This window comes from Xenorhabdus mauleonii (assembly GCF_900113945.1).
Taxonomy (GTDB): Bacteria; Pseudomonadota; Gammaproteobacteria; order Enterobacterales; family Enterobacteriaceae; genus Xenorhabdus; species Xenorhabdus mauleonii.
This window is the reverse complement of the sequence record NZ_FORG01000007.1, coordinates 71274-88930: the sequence shown is the minus strand read 5'-3', so window position 1 is coordinate 88930 and position 17657 is coordinate 71274. Positions and strand designations below refer to the sequence as shown.

Sequence of the window (17657 nt, the reverse complement as noted above, 5' to 3'; positions counted from 1 at the left end):
GAAAGTTTATTTATTATCCGGTTAGCGAACGTTTTGTTTGATGAAGGTACTGATTGACGAATCTTGGGCCATATCTGCAATTACGTCAGATAAGACAGTATTTACCGCATCAGCAATTTTTGCATTGGTCGCTCCCAGTGGCCCTTGAGCATTGTAGCTGGTACGATAGTTTTTGATTTGTTTACTGCCGTCTTTCGCATAAACAATAATAGAGATGTCTGCTTTTGTTAAAATATCATGACGCAAGCTCCCTTCTTTTATATTGGCTTGAAGCTGGTTCACAATAATTTGTAAATTGGCATCGGCAGGAGAACCAATCATATAACCACGCGCAGTCATCTGTTTTTCCAGTGCTTCTTGCAATAAAAAACGTAAGTCGCGGGAAGGGACTAATGTGACTAGCCGTGCATCACGATTAATTTGGGCCAGAGCTTGAGATTGGCGATGATCGACCCCACTAATGCTGACTGTGATCGCTTTCATTGTCGGATCAGAAGGTGGCAAGGTAATTTTAGGCTGAATTGCTAAGGTATTTCCTGTTCCTGCGCAGCCAGATAAGCCGGCCAGAAAGAAAAGCGTAATCAATGGAATAAGTATTTTCTTTAACATTTGTTTTTCTCAACTCAAGATTTGGATATTCGATGTATTCATGTGGGTAGTATAAATTACCGTAATCATAACATCGTCATTGTTAACGGCATATCCCTGATGATTGAGATATAGGTCGAAATACCTCAAGAAAATTTTGTTAAAGAGATTTAATTATTCCGATGTTATAAATTACGGGAAATAAACTAAAATCAATAATGTGGTTGATAAATAACCTTTGGTGATTGAAGGAGAATGAGATGGTTCGTCAGGAAATAGAAACAAAGTTACGGGCGGCATTTAAGCCTTCTCATCTGAATGTGATTGATGAAAGCTATCGCCACAATGTGCCTGCTGGTTCTGAAAGCCATTTTAAAGTTATTTTAGTAAGTAATGATTTTTCTGAACAAAGGATGCTTAGCCGCCATCGCTCAGTGTATAGTGTCTTGGCACAGGAATTGGAGGAAGGAGTGCATGCTTTGGCACTTCATACATATACGGAAAAAGAGTGGGCAGAATTGGGTGATACTGTTCTGGCTTCTCCTGCATGTCGTGGCGGGAGTACAACGACATCAACGTTATGATTTTTCCGAATAATCCAATAAACCACCTGGTTTTATTTTATTAATCTAGATCTTATTTTAGATAACAGCCTTCGGGCTGTATTTTTGTTTTTATACATTAAATAGATGGCGCATAGACAGTATGGTGATGTATTCATTGAGCAACACTTATCACATAAGTCAACGAATCATGCATGCTTTTGTCTGCAATTCTCGACTCACACTGTCTGCATCGCTATAATGCTGCGTCTAAATTTTTAGAATGGTTTCGGGACGCTTCTGATCAAGGGATTCTCGGTTTTTAAATGCGACCGCCCCGGTTCTTAAAGAGTGCTGCAATCTGCTTTGTTAGGTATTGCAGTCATTCTGAAGTTGACCGAGCACTATGATTTTTTTGAGGTAACAAGATGCAAGTTTCTGTTGAAACCACTCAAGGCCTTGGGCGTCGTGTGTCAATCACCGTTCCTGCTGCCGATATCGAAAAAGCAGTTAACGGTGAATTGGTTAATGTAGCAAAGAAAGTTCGTATTGATGGCTTCCGTAAAGGTAAAGTGCCAATGAATATCGTTCAGCAGCGTTACGGCGCTTCTGTTCTTCAAGATGTTCTGGGTGATCTGATGCAGCGCAATTTCATCAATGCGATCATTGAGCAGAAAATCAATCCAGCTGGCGCACCAAGCTACAAACCAGAACAGTTTAAACAAGGTGAAGACTTCACTTACGCGGTTGAGTTTGAAGTTTATCCAGAAATTGAACTGAAAGGTCTGGAAGAAATCGAAGTTGAAAAACCTGTTGTTGACGTAAAAGATGCAGATCTTGACAACATGTTGGATACCCTGCGTAAACAGCAGGCTGACTGGAAAGAAACAGCTGAAGCAGTAACGGCAGAAGATCGTGTAACTGTTGACTTCACTGGCTCAATTGATGGTGAAGAGTTCGAAGGCGGTAAATCAACTGACTTCGTTCTGGCTATGGGTCAGGGTCGTATGATCCCTGGCTTTGAAGATGGTATCGTTGGCCGTAAAGCAGGCGAAGAATTCACCATCGATGTAACCTTCCCAGAAGATTACCACGCAGAAAACCTGAAAGGTAAAGCAGCGAAGTTTGCTATTAACCTGAAGAAAGTTGAACAGCGTGAACTGCCAGAATTGACTGAAGAGTTCATTAAACGTTTTGGCATTGCTGATGGCACTGTTGAAGGTCTGCGTACCGAAGTTCGTAAGAACATGGAACGTGAACTGAAAAATGCCGTTCGTAACAACATCAAAACTCAGGTTCTTGATGGTCTGGTTAAGGCTAACGAAATTGAAGTTCCTGCTGCTGTTGTTGACGGTGAAATCGATGTGCTGCGCCGCCAGGCTGCTCAGCGTTTCGGTGGCAACGAAAAACAAGCGCTGGAATTGCCTCGTGAATTGTTCGAAGAGCAGGCAAAACGCCGCGTTGTTGTTGGTTTGCTGTTAGGCGAAGTTATCAGTAGCAATGAGCTGAAAGTAGACGAAGATCGCGTTAAGACGCTGATTGAAGAAATGGCTTCCGCTTACGAAGATCCAGCAGAAGTGATTGAATACTACAGCAAAAACAAAGAAATGATGGACAATGTTCGCAACATCGCTCTGGAAGAGCAGGCTGTTGAACTGGTTCTGAGTAAAGCAAAAGTTTCTGAAAAAGAAACTGGCTTCAATGATCTTATGAACCAAAATCAATTGGCATAAGTTTCATTTATTGATTGCCTGAGATGATGAAATCTCACTCTCAATAAAGTAAACCCGCAGGCAATGCTTGCGGGTTTTTTTATTTTTCTTGAAAAAAACAGATTTAACCTCATATCCTTTCTTACTATTATGTAAGAGCTTACTACTTTTTAAAGGGGGAAAAGCCCCTTATTAGTTAACCTTGGATCATGGTCATCATCGCTTATCTCAAGTAGAATCAGTTATGAATGGCACCAGCGTGAGTTCTATTAGGAGACGGAAATGTCATACAGTGGCAAGCAAGATCAATATGCACCTAACATGTCTTTGGTGCCGATGGTGGTTGAACAAACAGCACGTGGGGAGCGTGCATTCGATATATACTCCCGCTTATTGAAAGACCGCATTATTTTTCTAACTGGCCAAGTCGAAGACCATATGGCGAATTTGATTGTCGCCCAAATGTTATTCTTGGAAGCAGAAAATCCAGAAAAAGATATTCATTTATATATCAATTCTCCGGGTGGGGTTATTACAGCTGGTATGTCTATTTATGACACGATGCAATTTATCAAACCAGATGTGAGTACTATTTGTATGGGGCAGGCTTGCTCAATGGGCGCGTTTCTGCTGACTGCTGGAGCTGAAGGCAAACGTTTTTGTCTGCCGAATTCTAGGGTTATGATTCACCAGCCATTGGGTGGTTTCCAAGGGCAGGCGACTGACATTGAGATCCATGCGCAGGAAATACTTAAGGTTAAAGCTCGCATGAATGAATTGATGGCAAAACATACAGGCCAACCACTTGAAAAAATCGCAGTGGATACAGAACGTGATCGTTTCTTATCCGCTTCGGAAGCCGTAGAATACGGGCTGGTTGATAGCATATTCACCCATAGAAACTAATTTTAAGACAATTATTATTACTTTATTCTGGTCTTTTCTGAGCACATTTTATGTTAGCGCCAGACCGGGTGGAGTAATAACAGCGTTTTTTCTGTTATGCCAGACAAACTGGGATAACAGCTCATAAAGTGAGGTTGACTGATGACAGATAAGCGCAAAGACGGTTCAGGAAAGCTGCTGTATTGCTCTTTCTGCGGGAAAAGCCAACATGAAGTTCGTAAACTAATCGCTGGCCCGTCAGTGTATATCTGCGATGAATGTGTCGATTTATGTAATGATATCATTCGCGAAGAAATCAAAGAGCTGGTACCGCATCGTGAGCGTAGTGCATTGCCTACCCCTCACGAAATTCGCCAACATCTGGATGACTATGTCATTGGGCAAGAGACGGCGAAAAAAGTACTGGCAGTAGCTGTTTACAACCATTACAAGAGATTGCGTAATGGCGACACCAATAATGGTGTCGAGTTAGGTAAAAGTAATATTTTGCTGGTTGGCCCAACCGGTAGCGGTAAAACTTTGCTGGCTGAGACGCTGGCTCGCTATTTGGATGTGCCGTTTACTATGGCCGATGCCACAACATTGACTGAAGCAGGCTATGTTGGGGAAGACGTAGAAAACATTATCCAGAAACTTCTGCAAAAATGTGACTACGACGTGCAGAAAGCACAACGTGGTATCGTGTATATTGATGAAATAGATAAGATTTCTCGTAAATCAGACAATCCTTCAATTACACGTGATGTATCAGGTGAAGGGGTTCAGCAAGCGCTGCTGAAACTGATTGAAGGAACTGTGGCGGCGGTACCGCCTCAAGGTGGCCGTAAGCATCCGCAGCAGGAATTTTTGCAGGTAGATACATCTAAGATCTTATTTATCTGTGGTGGCGCATTTGCTGGTTTGGATAAAGTTGTCAGCCAGCGTTTAAATGTCAGCTCAGGTATTGGTTTTAATGCTACAGTTAAAGGTGAATCGGAGAAAGCAACCGAAGGTGAATTGCTGGCTCAGGTTGAACCGGAAGACTTGATTAAATTTGGGTTAATTCCTGAATTCATCGGTCGTTTGCCAGTTGTAGCAACACTGACTGAACTTAGTGAAGAAGCATTGATTCAGATCCTGCAGGAGCCGAAAAATGCACTGACTAAACAGTATCAAGCCCTGTTTAATCTTGAAGGTGTTGAGCTGGAGTTCAGAAAAGAAGCATTGACAGCTATCGCGAAAAAAGCAATGGCGCGTAAAACGGGTGCACGTGGTCTTCGTTCGATTGTTGAAGGTGCTTTGCTGGATACAATGTATGATCTGCCATCAATGGAACACGTGGAAAAAGTTGTCGTTGATGAAACGGTTGTTGAAGATAATTCCGCACCATTATTGATATATAGCAAACCGGATGCCCAAGTTTCTGGTGAGTGAATAAAATAGGGTAGGGAATACCGATTATCAGTATGCATTGAAAAAATAAAATGAGGGAGAATCCCTCATTTTGCTTTTTGCAGCTATAGGCTATTGAATGTCAGATTCTTGTCCCCATATATTTTGTATTCTTTGAAGTGAAACTCGTGAAAACCGTGTTTCACGAGATTCCTAAAAACTGGCGAAAGCTGTACCCGATAGATTTCGAGTTACATTACGACGGCAAAGTGAATGAATCCGCGGCAGTATAATCAATGATGCAGCTGGAAAAATGAGCGCAGCCAACAAAGAGAACTTGAAAGATGAAGGGCATAAACGAAGAGAGAGCTCTATGAATCCTGAGCGTTCCGAACGCATAGAAATCCCTGTATTGCCTTTGCGCGATGTAGTGGTTTACCCACATATGGTGATCCCTCTGTTTGTTGGGCGTGAGAAGTCGATCCATTGTCTGGAAGCAGCAATGGATCATGACAAACAGGTCATGTTGGTCGCGCAAAAAGAAGCATCTACTGATGAGCCAGGAGTCAATGATCTTTTCTCCGTAGGTACAGTAGCTTCTGTTTTACAGATGTTAAAATTGCCGGATGGTACGGTAAAAGTGCTGGTAGAAGGTTTGCAACGTGCTCGTATTACTACTCTGACGGATAACGGCGAGTATTTTTATGCGCAGGTTGAATACCTTGAATCCCCTGAAGTTGATGAACGCGAACAAGAAGTTCTGGTGAGAACCGCGATTAATCAGTTTGAAGGTTACGTCAAACTGAATAAAAAAATCCCGCCAGAAGTTTTGACATCATTGCACAGTATTGAAGATGCAGCAAAATTGGCAGATACCATTGCTGCTCATATGCCTTTAAAAATAAACGATAAACAGTCTGTTTTAGAAATGTCTGATATCGTTGAACGCATTGAATATCTGATTGCGATGATGGAGTCAGAAATCGATCTTCTACAGGTAGAAAAGCGCATCCGTAATCGTGTTAAAAAACAGATGGAAAAAAGCCAGCGCGAGTACTATCTGAATGAACAAATGAAAGCAATTCAGAAAGAATTGGGTGAGATGGACGATGCACCTGATGAGTATGAAATGCTGAAACGCAAGATCGAAGATGCGAAAATGCCGAAAGAGGCGCGCGAAAAAGCAGAAGCTGAATTGCAGAAACTAAAAATGATGTCTCCGATGTCAGCTGAAGCAACGGTCGTCCGCAGTTATATTGATTGGATGGTACAAGTTCCTTGGGTCGCACGCAGCAAGGTTAAAAAAGATTTAGTCAAAGCTCAAGAAGTGCTGGATATAGACCATTATGGCTTGGAACGTGTTAAAGAACGTATCCTTGAATATCTTGCAGTGCAAAGCCGTGTTAGCAAGATAAAAGGGCCGATTCTCTGTTTGGTAGGTCCGCCGGGTGTGGGTAAAACCTCATTGGGTCGTTCCATTGCACGAGCAACTGGACGTAAATACGTACGTATGGCATTGGGCGGGGTACGTGATGAAGCGGAAATTCGCGGGCATCGCCGTACTTATATTGGTTCCATGCCAGGCAAATTAATTCAGAAGATGTCCAAGATTGGGGTTAAAAACCCACTGTTCTTGTTGGATGAAATTGACAAAATGTCATCAGACATGCGTGGCGATCCGGCTTCAGCCTTACTGGAAGTGCTCGATCCTGAACAAAACGTGGCATTTAACGATCACTACCTTGAGGTAGATTACGATTTGTCTGATGTGATGTTTGTGGCGACGTCGAACTCGATGAATATTCCTGCGCCATTGCTGGATCGTATGGAAGTTATTCGTCTGTCGGGTTATACCGAAGATGAAAAGCTCAATATTGCCAAGCGTCACTTGTTGCCAAAACAAATTGAACGTAACGCCCTGAAAAAAGGCGAGCTGACTATTGATGATGGCGCAATTATTGGCATTATCCGTTATTACACTCGCGAGGCTGGCGTTCGTAGTCTGGAACGTGAAATCTCTAAACTGTGTCGTAAGGCCGTCAAAGCCTTATTGATGGATAAGAAGATCAAGCACATTGAAATCACGGCAGAAAACCTGAAAGATTATTTGGGTGTACAGCGTGTGGATTATGGTCGTGCTGATACAGAAAACCGTGTGGGTCAAGTAACAGGCCTGGCATGGACTGAAGTTGGTGGTGACTTGCTGACAATTGAAACTGCCAGTGTCCCGGGTAAAGGTAAATTAACTTATACCGGTTCATTGGGTGAAGTGATGCAAGAATCCATTCAGGCAGCATTGACCGTTGTTCGGGCTCGTGCAGATAAACTGGGCATCAGCTCTGATTTCCACGAAAAACGCGACATTCACGTTCATGTACCTGAAGGCGCAACACCAAAAGATGGCCCAAGTGCAGGTATTGCAATGTGTACGGCACTGGTTTCCTGCCTGACAGGCAACCCGGTCCGCGCTGATGTGGCTATGACAGGGGAAATTACTCTGCGTGGTTTGGTTCTGCCAATTGGTGGTTTGAAAGAAAAACTATTGGCGGCACATCGTGGCGGAATTAAAACAGTGCTTATCCCAGATGAAAATAAACGAGATCTAGAAGAGATCCCGCAAAATGTCATTCAAGATCTGGAGATCCATCCTGTTAAGCGCATAGAAGATGTTTTGTCTATAGCTTTGCAAGATCCCGTATTTGGGGCTGAGTTAGTATCATTAAAGTAGTACAAAAAGAGTGAGCTAATTCAAGAACTTTGTATAAAAAATAGGTTGGCAAGTAAATTCAGACTTGTCAGCCTTTTTTTGTGCTATTAAGTTAGATTAGTCTAATTATCCGATTAAATATTTTGCTGTTCCATGATTTCTTGCTAATACTGGAAATGATTGATATGGCGGTATGGTCTGCCATAAATCGGTTTTGTTACAAGGTGTTTGTTACAATAGTAAAGTAAAACTAAATGGGGATGATAAGAGTGAATAAATCACAACTGATCGACAAAATTGCAGCTGATGCGAACATTTCTAAGGCAGCAGCTGGGCGTGTAGTAGATGCATTCATTTCTTCCGTATCTGAAGCATTGAAAAGCGGTGATGATGTCGCTTTAGTGGGGTTCGGTACTTTTACTGTGCGTGAGCGTGCTGCACGTACAGGGCGCAACCCTCAGACAGGCAAAGAAATCAAAATTGCGGCAGCAAAAGTGCCAGCTTTCCGAGCCGGAAAAGGTCTAAAAGACGCAGTTAATGCCTAACGAATAGAACCTGGCCTTTTATTTTTGTTATTGCGGTAAACTTCAACTGACGATGCAAGAGTGATAGGTTAGAATATAAGCGCATCAATCGATTGGTGCGCTTTTTTTCTCTTAGCGTTTGAATTAGCGTAATATGACAGTTTCTTTTTCACTAAAGCGGAGTTTTACGTCTTTATGATGGACAACCTACGCACGGCGGCAAATGGTCCTGTGCTCAAAATTGTATTGGCTCTAATTATCCTGACCTTTTTGCTGACAGGTGTAACAGGTTACCTGTCAAATGAAAATGGTAGTTACGCTGCCAAAGTAAACGGTCAAGCTATTAGCCGTGTTCAGTTGGAGCAGGCATTTCTGCAAGAAAAAAATTCGTTGCAGGAGAGACTGGGAGATCAATTTTCAGCTCTGTTAAGTGATGAGCAGAAAATACGTCAGATTCGAGGCCAGTCATTGGAGCGCCTCATCAATTCGACTCTGATTGAGCAATATGCCAATAAGCTAAATTTATCAGCCAGCGATGAGCAAGTGGCTGCGGAAATACGCAACTTACCTTTCCTCCAAACTGACGGTAAATTTGATAACAAGAAATATCAGGGTTACCTGGATTCGCTTGCTCATTCAAACATCAGTCCTGATATCTTTGCGGAGCAGGTTCGTAAGGAACTGATTAATCGTCAACTACTGCAGGCATTGATGGGATCGGAAATCGCATTACCGACTGAAATCAAGCAAGAAGTGCAGGTTGCTCTTCAAGAAAGAACAGTGCGTTTTGCAACGCTTGAATTGAAATCAATTGAAGCACAGCAAACCGTTACGGATGAAGAGCTGAAAAAATACTACGACACAAATAGTAAACATTTTACTGTGCCAGAAAAAGTTAAAATCAGTTACATCAAGATGGATGCTGCAGATGAGCTAAAAAACATCACTGTATCTGATGCTGATATTGAAAAATATTATAAAAGCAACTTGGCAAAATATACTAAGTCTGAGCAGAAAAAATATAGCTTTATTCAACTGGATTCAGACGCAGCTGCTAAATCCGTTTTGGATGAATTAAACAAAGGGGCTGATTTCAGTCAGCTGGCATCTGAAAAATCGACAGATAAATTCTCGGCTCAAAAAGGGGGCGATCTTGGTTGGATGGAAGAGCCTTCTATGCCTGATGAGCTAAAATCTGCTAATTTGACAAAGAAAGGGCAGCTTTCTGGTGTTGTCAAATTATCCAATGGATATGCTATTTTCCGTCTGGACGATATTAAACCTCAAGTCATTGAGCCACTGACTGATGTGCGTTCAGAAATAGAGAAAATCGTTAAGCAGGAAAAAGCCGTTGATGCATTCTACGCGTTGCAGAGAAAAGTTAGTGATGCAGCTGCGAATGACAATGAATCCTTGGCCGCAGCGGAAAAAGCAGCGGGTTATAAAGCGGTAACCACCGATTGGTTTGATCGTGCCCATATCCCAGCTGATATTAACTTCAGCCAAGTCGTTCAGGCTATTTTTTCCGGCAATCTAATTGATGATAAAGGAACAACAGGAACTAACTCTGATGTTATTTCTGTTGAAGGTGACAGAGCCTTTATTATTCGTGTTGATGAGTTTAAACCGGAATCAGTTCAAACATTTGAACAAGCTAAAAATGAAGTGACTGAGCTGGTTAAACGTCAAAAAGCGGAAAAACAACTCCAGGTTGAAAGTGAAAAATTGCTGGCATCTTTGAAAGAAGGTAAAGGCGAACAAGCATTGAAAACTGCGGGAATTCAATTTGGTCAACCAACAATAATAAAACGTCTGGAGCAAACGAATCAGGCTTCTGATGTCGCATTCTCTTTACCGCATCCTAAAGATGGGAAGGCAGAATATGGCTTGGCTCAAGACGAACTGGGTAATGCGGTACTGATTGAACTGGATAAAGTGACTCCTGGCTCTATCTCTGACGATCAAGTTAAACAATATATGGACGGTTACCAGTATCAAACCGGTAATATCATGCTGGAATCACTCATGCTTAATTTGCGTGATGAGGCTGATATTAAATATGGTCAGATAGAATAAAATTGCGAAGTCATTCGCAACTATTTTTGTAATAGAGTAATTTTGAAAGGCCACATTCGTGGCCTTTCGCATATTCAAATCTTGCTTGTTGTTTTGAAATACCGTTATGGCAATCTCTCCTCCGTCAATAAAACATGGAGAGATTTACATGAAGTATTTAAGGATAGTATTCAATTCATTCATTATGGCCTTGTGTCTCAACACATCGTTGTCTTATGCCGCTACGACGGATGGAACTGTCGATAAAGCGGTGAAACCGCCAATTAATCAACATATAGCCACAATTAAAAATCAGGACACAAAGGTGGGAGGCGAGGCTGCTGCTGGTCAACAAATATCAGGGAAGGAATTACTCAATATCAATACCGCGAATGCTGAAGAATTGGTGAAAGAACTCAATGGCATTGGCGTCAAAAAAGCACAGGCAATCATTGAATATCGTGAAAAATATGGCCCCTTTACAGCAATAGAGCAATTACAGGAAGTACAAGGTATTGGCCCCATTTTTATAGAAAAGAATCGAGGTAAATTAACTCACTAAAGATTAAAAAAGCATTATGCCCTCTTGTTATTCATCCATACTCTTAATCAAGAGGGCTGTGATACTGATCAAGAATAACTCATCAAATGCTATTGTAATTAAATTGTTTTGCTATTGTTACATTTTGTCTGGTCTGATGAGTGTAAGGATGAAGTGAACAATGAGTACGATTATAAAAGTCAGGGGTTATCATATCGATATTTTCCAGCATGTGAATAATGCGCGCTATTTAGAGTTCTTGGAAGCCGCCCGCTGGGATTTACTGACGGATGATGACACTCTGGAATGGTTAAATAGCAAAAATATTGGTTTTGTCGTAGCCAACATTAATATTAATTACCGGTATCCAGCCGTGTTGGCCGATGAATTGGAAGTGAAATCTTCCTTGCAGGAATTACGTACGAAAAGTGGAACATTTTTTCAGGAAATTATACGTAGAAGAGACAACCAAATTATTGCTGATGCCCTCACTACCTTTGTCTGCCTTGATCTGAAAACGAACAAAGCACTGGTTTTGGAAGGTGAGTTGAAGGACAGAATGGAACTTTATAAGAAATAACACAGCTGAGTGAGAGGTTAGTTAAACCTCTCACAGAAGTCATCTCACAAAATAGTGAGAAGTAATAAAACAGGTTAATTAGCTTAAATGTGTTTTGGATTTCATATCCAACATTATGGATTGGGCATTATTTAAATAATCGTTTAAGCCCTTGGCTCGAAGATGACAGGCTGCGCATTCGCCGCACCCATCACCTTGGATGCCGTTATAACAAGTAAGAGTTTGGCTGCGGATAAAATCTAGTTGTTGATAGTAATCGGCCAGTGCCCAAGTTTCCGCTTTGTTTAGCCACATTAAAGGCGTTTCGAAACGGATATCACGGGCTATACCAAGGCTGACAGCTTTGTTTAGTGCTTTAACAAATTCATCTCGGCAGTCTGGGTAGCCTGAAAAATCAGTTTCACAAACACCAGTAATAACGGCTTCGGCTTCAACTTGGTAGGCATAAATAGCCGCCAAAGTTAAAAACAGAATATTGCGCCCAGGTACAAAAGTACTCGGGAGGCCACTTTTTTCACTTGTGTTGAAATCTGGTACCGGAATGTTGTCTCTTGTTAAGCTGCTGATTGCAAGCTCATTCAACAAAGTAACATCCAGTACCTTGTGGGCAGCAGCTCCTAGCTCTTTGCTGATACGACAAGCTACATCAATTTCAGCACGATGACGCTGCCCATAATCAAAAGTAACACAGTGAACCTCGTCATATTGACGAAGTGCCTGAATTAAACAAGTGGTGGAATCCTGCCCACCACTGAATACTACAACGGCTCGTTTCATGATACCTACCTTTGCGAATTGAAGGAGGTATGTTACTCATAACCATTTAGTTTGGGTAGTTGTGTTAGATATTGTGTGATATCGCCGATATTATTGCGAATCCACTCAGGGTTGTAATAAGTATCAAGATAGCGTTCCCCGCTATCACAAATTAACGTCACGATTGCTCCTTGCTGGTTGTTATCACGCATTTGGTTAGCAAGTTGCAGAGCACCCCAGACGTTAGTTCCTGTAGATGCGCCAGTTTTTCTGCCAATTAATTTTTCAAGCCAGTAAATGGTAGCAATGGAAGCAGGATCGGGAACTTTTAACATGTCATCTATCACAGTGGGAATAAAGGAAGGTTCGACACGTGGACGCCCAATGCCTTCGATTTTGCTGCCGGTATTTCCGCGGATCTCTCGGCAATTCTGGTTATAGCAGTCGTAGAATACTGAATTTTCTGGATCGACACCGATGAGCTTGGTGTCATATCCCTGATAGCGAATGTAGCGGCCAATTGTTGCGGATGTTCCTCCGGTTCCGGCACTCATAACGATGTAAGTTGGCTCAGGAAATGGCTCTAGCTTCATGTGGTGGAAAATACTTTCAGCAATATTATTGTTTCCTCGCCAGTCAGTAGCTCGTTCGGCATAGGTAAATTGGTCCATATAATGACCATTTAACTCTTTGGCCAGCCGCTCTGATTCTTGGTAAATAAGGGCGGAATGCTCAACAAAATGGCACTTTCCACCGTAAAACTCAATTTCCTGAATTTTACGTTTAGCCGTGCAGGAGGGCATAACGGCAATGAAAGGCAATCCAAGTAAACGAGCAAAATATGCTTCAGAAACAGCAGTACTGCCGGATGAGGATTCAATGATCGGCGTCCCTTCATTGATCCAACCATTGGTGAGGGCATAGAGAAACAGGGAACGAGCGAGTCGGTGTTTCAAGCTGCCTGTAGGATGAGTGCTCTCATCTTTGAGGTAGAGATGAATACCCGGAAACATAGGGAGATTGAGACGAATCAGATGTGTATCTGCACTGCGTTGGTAATCTGCTTGGATGGCCCTTATTGCATTTTTGGCCCATAAAGACGACATAAATTGACCCTGGATAATAATACAGTAATGGCATATAGATTACCCTTACATTTAGAGAAATAGATTGTTATTTTTCTGATTTTATTCGTTATATTTGGGAAAAATTTCTACAGGAATTAAATATGCTAGATAAAATAGACCGTAAACTGCTGGGGCTGCTCCAACGAGATAGCAGTTTATCTTTGAATGCGTTGGCTGAAGCTGTCAATTTGACTTCTACACCTTGCTGGAAACGTCTTAAAAGGCTTGAAGATGATGGCTATATTGTTGGAAAAGTGGCACTGCTGAATGGAGAAAAACTCGGGCTGGGGTTGACGGTGATAGTCATGATCAAAACTCAGCAACACAGTAGTGAGTGGTATGAGCAATTTGTTTCCTTTGTTAAAGAAATGCCGGAGGTCTTAACATTTTATCGCATGGCAGGTGAGTATGATTACTTAATGCATGTAGAAGTTATTGATATGAAAAGTTATGATCGGTTTTACAAACGCATGGTTAATGGGATTCCGGGTTTAATTGATGTAACCTCCAATTTTGCAATGGAGAAAATAAAATATACAACGGCGTTGCCGATACCAGAATCAGCAGTATGATGCCTTCTCTGGTATGTAGGCGCTAACTTTTCATTTTCTAGCTTGGGAATAGGTGTGTGAGATTATTTTCACAATTAGGCTGGTATTTTATTAGTGAATGGCGGCGTTATTTAGGCGCTGTAATATTCCTCGTTATGATTGCTGTGCTGCAACTCATTCCACCTCGTTTGGTTGGCGTGATTGTCGATGGGATCAGATCAAATACTATGTCATCTCGTCAGCTATTGATGTGGTTGGGAATAATACTAATTATAGCATTAGCGATATATGGATTACGTTATGTCTGGCGTGTGTGGCTGTTTGGCGCTTCCTATCGACTGGCCGTTAAACTGCGTAGTGATTTTTACCAGCGGTTAAGTAGCCAGAATCCTGAGTTTTATCTGCGCCACAGAACAGGAGATTTAATGGCGCGGGCGACAAATGACGTTGACCGAGTTGTCTTTGCGGCGGGTGAGGGAGTACTTACTTTAGTCGATGCCTTAGTTATGGGCTGTGCTGTCCTTGTCGTAATGAGTGTGGAAATTAGTTGGCAGTTAACGTTGCTATCACTACTGCCTCTGCCCATTATGGCCTTAGCGATCAAACACTATGGCGACCAGCTTCACCACCGTTTTAAGTCAGCACAGGGCGCATTTTCCACCTTGAATAACCACGCCCAAGAAAGTTTGACAAGTATCCGCATGATCAAAGCGTTTGGATTGGAAGAATTGCAATCCAATCAATTTGAAGAAGTCGCTATTGAAGCAGGGCGTAAGAATATGCACGTTGCCCGTGTGGATGCACGTTTTGACCCAACCATTTTCATTACCGTCGGCGTTTCAAACCTGTTGGCTGTTGGTGGCGGCAGTTGGATGGTTGTACATGGAACTTTAACCCTTGGTGAACTGACCAGTTTTGTCATGTATCTGGGGCTGATGATTTGGCCAATGCTGGCCTTAGCATGGATGTTCAATATTGTTGAACGAGGAAGTGCGGCATATACGCGTATCCGCAGCTTGCTGCAAGAACCGCTGGTAATCTCGGATGGTTCGCAATCTTTATCCTCAGGTCGTGGAGTTTTGCAGGCAAATATCAATACGTTTACTTACCCCAAAAATGATAAGCCCGTGTTGCATGATATCGGCTTCCAATTAAAGCCGAGCGAGTTATTAGGCCTTTGTGGGCCGACGGGATCAGGGAAAAGTACTTTGCTGGCTTTATTGCAGAGGCAATTTGATGTAACCGATGGGGAAATTCTTTTTCAGTCACAAAATATATCCACTCTTAGAATGGATGAATGGCGCTCGCGGTTGGCTATCGTCAATCAGACACCATTTCTGTTCTCAGATACTGTGGCCGGCAATATTGCGCTGGGAAAGCCTGATGCAACCCAAGCGCAAATAGAAGAAGTTGCTCGTTTGGCAAATGTGCATGATGACATTTTACGGTTGCCTCAAGGCTACCAAACCGAAGTGGGAGAGCGTGGTGTAATGCTTTCTGGCGGGCAAAAACAGAGAATATCCATTGCTCGGGCTTTGCTGCTGGATACAGAGATTTTAATTCTTGATGATGCTTTATCGGCTGTAGACGGGCATACCGAGCATCAGATCATGAAAAACCTCCACCAATGGCGGCAAGGACGCACAATTATTATTAGTGCCCATCGATTGTCAGCATTAACGGAAGCAAATAATATTTTGGTCATGCAACATGGAACAATTGCACAGCAAGGCCTGCATAAACAACTTATCGCTCAATCTGGTTGGTATTCTGATATGTACCATTACCAGCAATTAGAAGCCGCATTGGATGGGGAAAATGACTAATACTCATAAGCGTAAGCTGTGGCCATCGTTAAAGCGTCTGCTTTCTTACAGTAAAAATCACCGTAAACCGATTTTAATTGCAGTGCTCATGTTATGGGTGGCATCACTGGCGGAAGTCAGTGGTCCGCTTCTTGTGAGCTATTTCATTGACAATATGGTCTCTACGGGAAATTTGCCACTTGATGTTGTTGGAGGCCTGGCGGCCGCTTTCTTGGTGTTACAACTTATTTCTGCTGCATTGCATTATTACCAGACTTTATTCTTCTATCAGGCGTCGGTGGGAGTTGTGCAGCAGCTTCGTACTGATGTGATGAACTCAGCATTGCGCCAACCATTAAGTGCTTTTGATAATCAACCCGTTGGTCAATTGATATCTCGTGTAACGAATGATACTGAAGTCATCAATGATCTGTTTGTCAATGTGATCCCAACTGTCTTTCGCAGTATTGCGTTGATTGGGGCTATGTTGATAGCCATGTTTGTCCTTGATTGGCGTATGGCATCGGTTTCAATCGTGATATTTCCAGCGGTTTTGCTGGTTATGCTTATTTATCAACGCCTCAGCACCCCGATTGTTAGACGTGTTCGCAGTTATCTGGCTGATATTAATGATGGTTTTAATGAAGTCATTAGTGGAATGACCGTGATCCAGCAGTTTCGTCAGCAAGCCCGTGTTGGTGAAAAAATGTTGGCAGCCAACCGGGCACATTATCAATCCCGTATGCAGGCATTGCGGTTAGATGGGGTTTTATTAAGACCATTATTGAGCTTTTTCTCTACCGCAATATTGTGTGGCTTGCTTTTGTTGTTTGGAATAAAGGGCACGGAAGTTATTGGTATTGGTGTTCTGTATGCCTTTATCAACTACCTCGGTCGGTTAAATGAACCCCTGATTGAGCTAACGGCGCAGCAATCTTTATTGCAGCAAGCCGTGGTTTCCGGAGAGCGGGTTTTTGAGCTGATGGACAGCCCACAGCAGCAATATGGCAATGATCAGCAAGCATTGGCAAGCGGCCAGATTGATGTTGAAAACCTGAACTTTTCTTATAGAGATGACAAACGAGTCTTGAGTGACATTAACCTGCATGTTCCTACATGTGGATTTATCGCTTTGGTTGGTCATACAGGAAGTGGGAAAAGTACCTTAGCTAATTTAATTATGGGCTACTACCCGTGGCAAGATGGTGAAATTTATCTTGATGGGCGTCCGGTATCTTCACTTTCTCATGCTGTATTGCGTAATGGTGTGGCTATGGTACAGCAGGATCCTGTTATTTTAGCAGCCTCATTTTTTGACAATATTACCTTGGGACGGGATATCAGTGAGGAAAAGGTATGGGAAGTGCTGGAATTGGTTCAACTCACGGAGTTTATCCGTAATTTACCCGAAGGCTTAAATTCCAGACTTGGTGAACAAGGTAATACCCTTTCTGCAGGGCAAAAACAGCTTTTGGCAATGGCTCGGGTCTTAGTGCAGTCGCCACAGATCCTTATTTTGGATGAGGCAACAGCAAATATTGACTCGGGAACTGAGCAATCAGTCCAAAAAGCGTTGAATATGATCCGCAAGCAAACAACATTAGTCGTTATTGCTCACCGTCTTTCAACTATTGTTGAAGCTGATTCCATATTAGTGCTGCATCGTGGTGCAATTGTAGAGCAAGGGCAGCACCAGCAATTATTAGCAAGACGTGGACGCTATTATCAAATGTACCAACTTCAACAGGTTGGAGAGACATTGAATGAACCTATGCACGCTTAGTGTGCATATAGGGAGTAGCTGCTGTTAGCTGCTCCTTTTTTTACCCTTCCTTACTGATACTCCTTTCAATAATAGATTGATTACACACCATTTTTAATTTTTGGCATAT

The 17657-nt window shown here is 42.4% G+C and carries 15 protein-coding genes; 12 read left to right on the top strand and 3 right to left on the bottom strand.

Translation table 11 applies throughout. The features are described from left to right. Positions 1 to 21: 21 nt before the first annotated feature. Positions 22 to 609: a lipoprotein gene (locus tag BM100_RS09160; protein ID WP_092510141.1), complete on the bottom strand. Its 588-nt coding sequence runs from the start codon at positions 607 to 609 to the stop codon at positions 22 to 24. Between the two features lie 239 nt (positions 610 to 848). On the opposite strand from BM100_RS09160, the gene bolA reads away from it, so the two are divergent. From bolA to BM100_RS09110, 9 genes are all read left to right on the top strand, one after another. Beyond that, on the top strand, positions 849 to 1172 hold the full coding sequence (gene bolA, locus BM100_RS09155; RefSeq protein WP_092510139.1) for a transcriptional regulator BolA: 324 nt from the start codon (positions 849 to 851) through the stop codon (positions 1170 to 1172). Between the two features lie 386 nt (positions 1173 to 1558). Then, on the top strand, positions 1559 to 2863 hold the full coding sequence (gene tig, locus BM100_RS09145) for a trigger factor (RefSeq protein WP_092510137.1): 1305 nt from the start codon (positions 1559 to 1561) through the stop codon (positions 2861 to 2863). 261 nt (positions 2864 to 3124) lie between these two features. Beyond that, on the top strand, positions 3125 to 3748 hold the full coding sequence (gene clpP, locus BM100_RS09140) for an ATP-dependent Clp endopeptidase proteolytic subunit ClpP (protein ID WP_092510135.1): 624 nt from the start codon (positions 3125 to 3127) through the stop codon (positions 3746 to 3748). A gap of 141 nt (positions 3749 to 3889) precedes the next feature. Then, a complete protein-coding gene (clpX, locus tag BM100_RS09135) occupies positions 3890 to 5161 on the top strand; it encodes an ATP-dependent protease ATP-binding subunit ClpX (protein ID WP_092510133.1) in 1272 nt (423 codons plus the stop codon). A gap of 331 nt (positions 5162 to 5492) precedes the next feature. After that, positions 5493 to 7847: an endopeptidase La gene (gene lon / locus BM100_RS09130; RefSeq protein WP_092510387.1), complete on the top strand. Its 2355-nt coding sequence runs from the start codon at positions 5493 to 5495 to the stop codon at positions 7845 to 7847. Positions 7848 to 8095: 248 nt separating this feature from the next. Continuing rightward, positions 8096 to 8371 carry a nucleoid-associated protein HU-beta gene (gene hupB, locus BM100_RS09125; protein WP_169924704.1) on the top strand — a complete coding sequence of 92 codons (276 nt, stop codon included), beginning with the start codon at positions 8096 to 8098 and terminating at the stop codon, positions 8369 to 8371. A 174-nt stretch (positions 8372 to 8545) separates the two neighbouring features. Further along, positions 8546 to 10426: a peptidylprolyl isomerase gene (ppiD, locus tag BM100_RS09120; protein WP_092510129.1), complete on the top strand. Its 1881-nt coding sequence runs from the start codon at positions 8546 to 8548 to the stop codon at positions 10424 to 10426. 148 nt (positions 10427 to 10574) lie between these two features. Next, positions 10575 to 10967 (top strand): ComEA family DNA-binding protein, encoded by a 393-nt coding sequence (locus BM100_RS09115; protein ID WP_092510127.1) that lies wholly within the window; start codon positions 10575 to 10577, stop codon positions 10965 to 10967. Between the two features lie 160 nt (positions 10968 to 11127). Next, positions 11128 to 11526: an acyl-CoA thioesterase gene (locus BM100_RS09110; RefSeq protein WP_092510125.1), complete on the top strand. Its 399-nt coding sequence runs from the start codon at positions 11128 to 11130 to the stop codon at positions 11524 to 11526. A gap of 78 nt (positions 11527 to 11604) precedes the next feature. Here BM100_RS09110 and queC read toward each other — a convergent pair whose 3' ends face one another. After that, entirely contained in the window at positions 11605 to 12303 is a 699-nt protein-coding gene (gene queC / locus BM100_RS09105; RefSeq protein WP_092510123.1) for a 7-cyano-7-deazaguanine synthase QueC, read from the bottom strand. A gap of 32 nt (positions 12304 to 12335) precedes the next feature. Continuing rightward, on the bottom strand, positions 12336 to 13388 hold the full coding sequence (locus BM100_RS09100; RefSeq protein ID WP_092510121.1) for a PLP-dependent cysteine synthase family protein: 1053 nt from the start codon (positions 13386 to 13388) through the stop codon (positions 12336 to 12338). Positions 13389 to 13510: 122 nt separating this feature from the next. Here BM100_RS09100 and BM100_RS09095 point away from each other — a divergent pair, with 122 nt between their 5' ends. Genes BM100_RS09095 through BM100_RS09085 form a run of 3 tightly spaced genes read left to right on the top strand, consistent with a single transcriptional unit; the run spans position 13511 to position 17548 of the window. Further along, on the top strand, positions 13511 to 13981 hold the full coding sequence (locus BM100_RS09095) for an Lrp/AsnC family transcriptional regulator (protein WP_092510119.1): 471 nt from the start codon (positions 13511 to 13513) through the stop codon (positions 13979 to 13981). A 56-nt stretch (positions 13982 to 14037) separates the two neighbouring features. Further along, positions 14038 to 15786 carry a SmdA family multidrug ABC transporter permease/ATP-binding protein gene (locus BM100_RS09090; RefSeq protein ID WP_092510117.1) on the top strand — a complete coding sequence of 583 codons (1749 nt, stop codon included), beginning with the start codon at positions 14038 to 14040 and terminating at the stop codon, positions 15784 to 15786. Continuing rightward, the gene (locus BM100_RS09085) at positions 15770 to 17548 is read left to right on the top strand and encodes a SmdB family multidrug efflux ABC transporter permease/ATP-binding protein (RefSeq protein WP_092510116.1); all 1779 of its coding nucleotides are present in this window, start codon (positions 15770 to 15772) and stop codon (positions 17546 to 17548) included. The genes BM100_RS09090 and BM100_RS09085 overlap by 17 nt, the downstream gene beginning before the upstream one ends. Positions 17549 to 17657 lie beyond the last annotated feature (109 nt).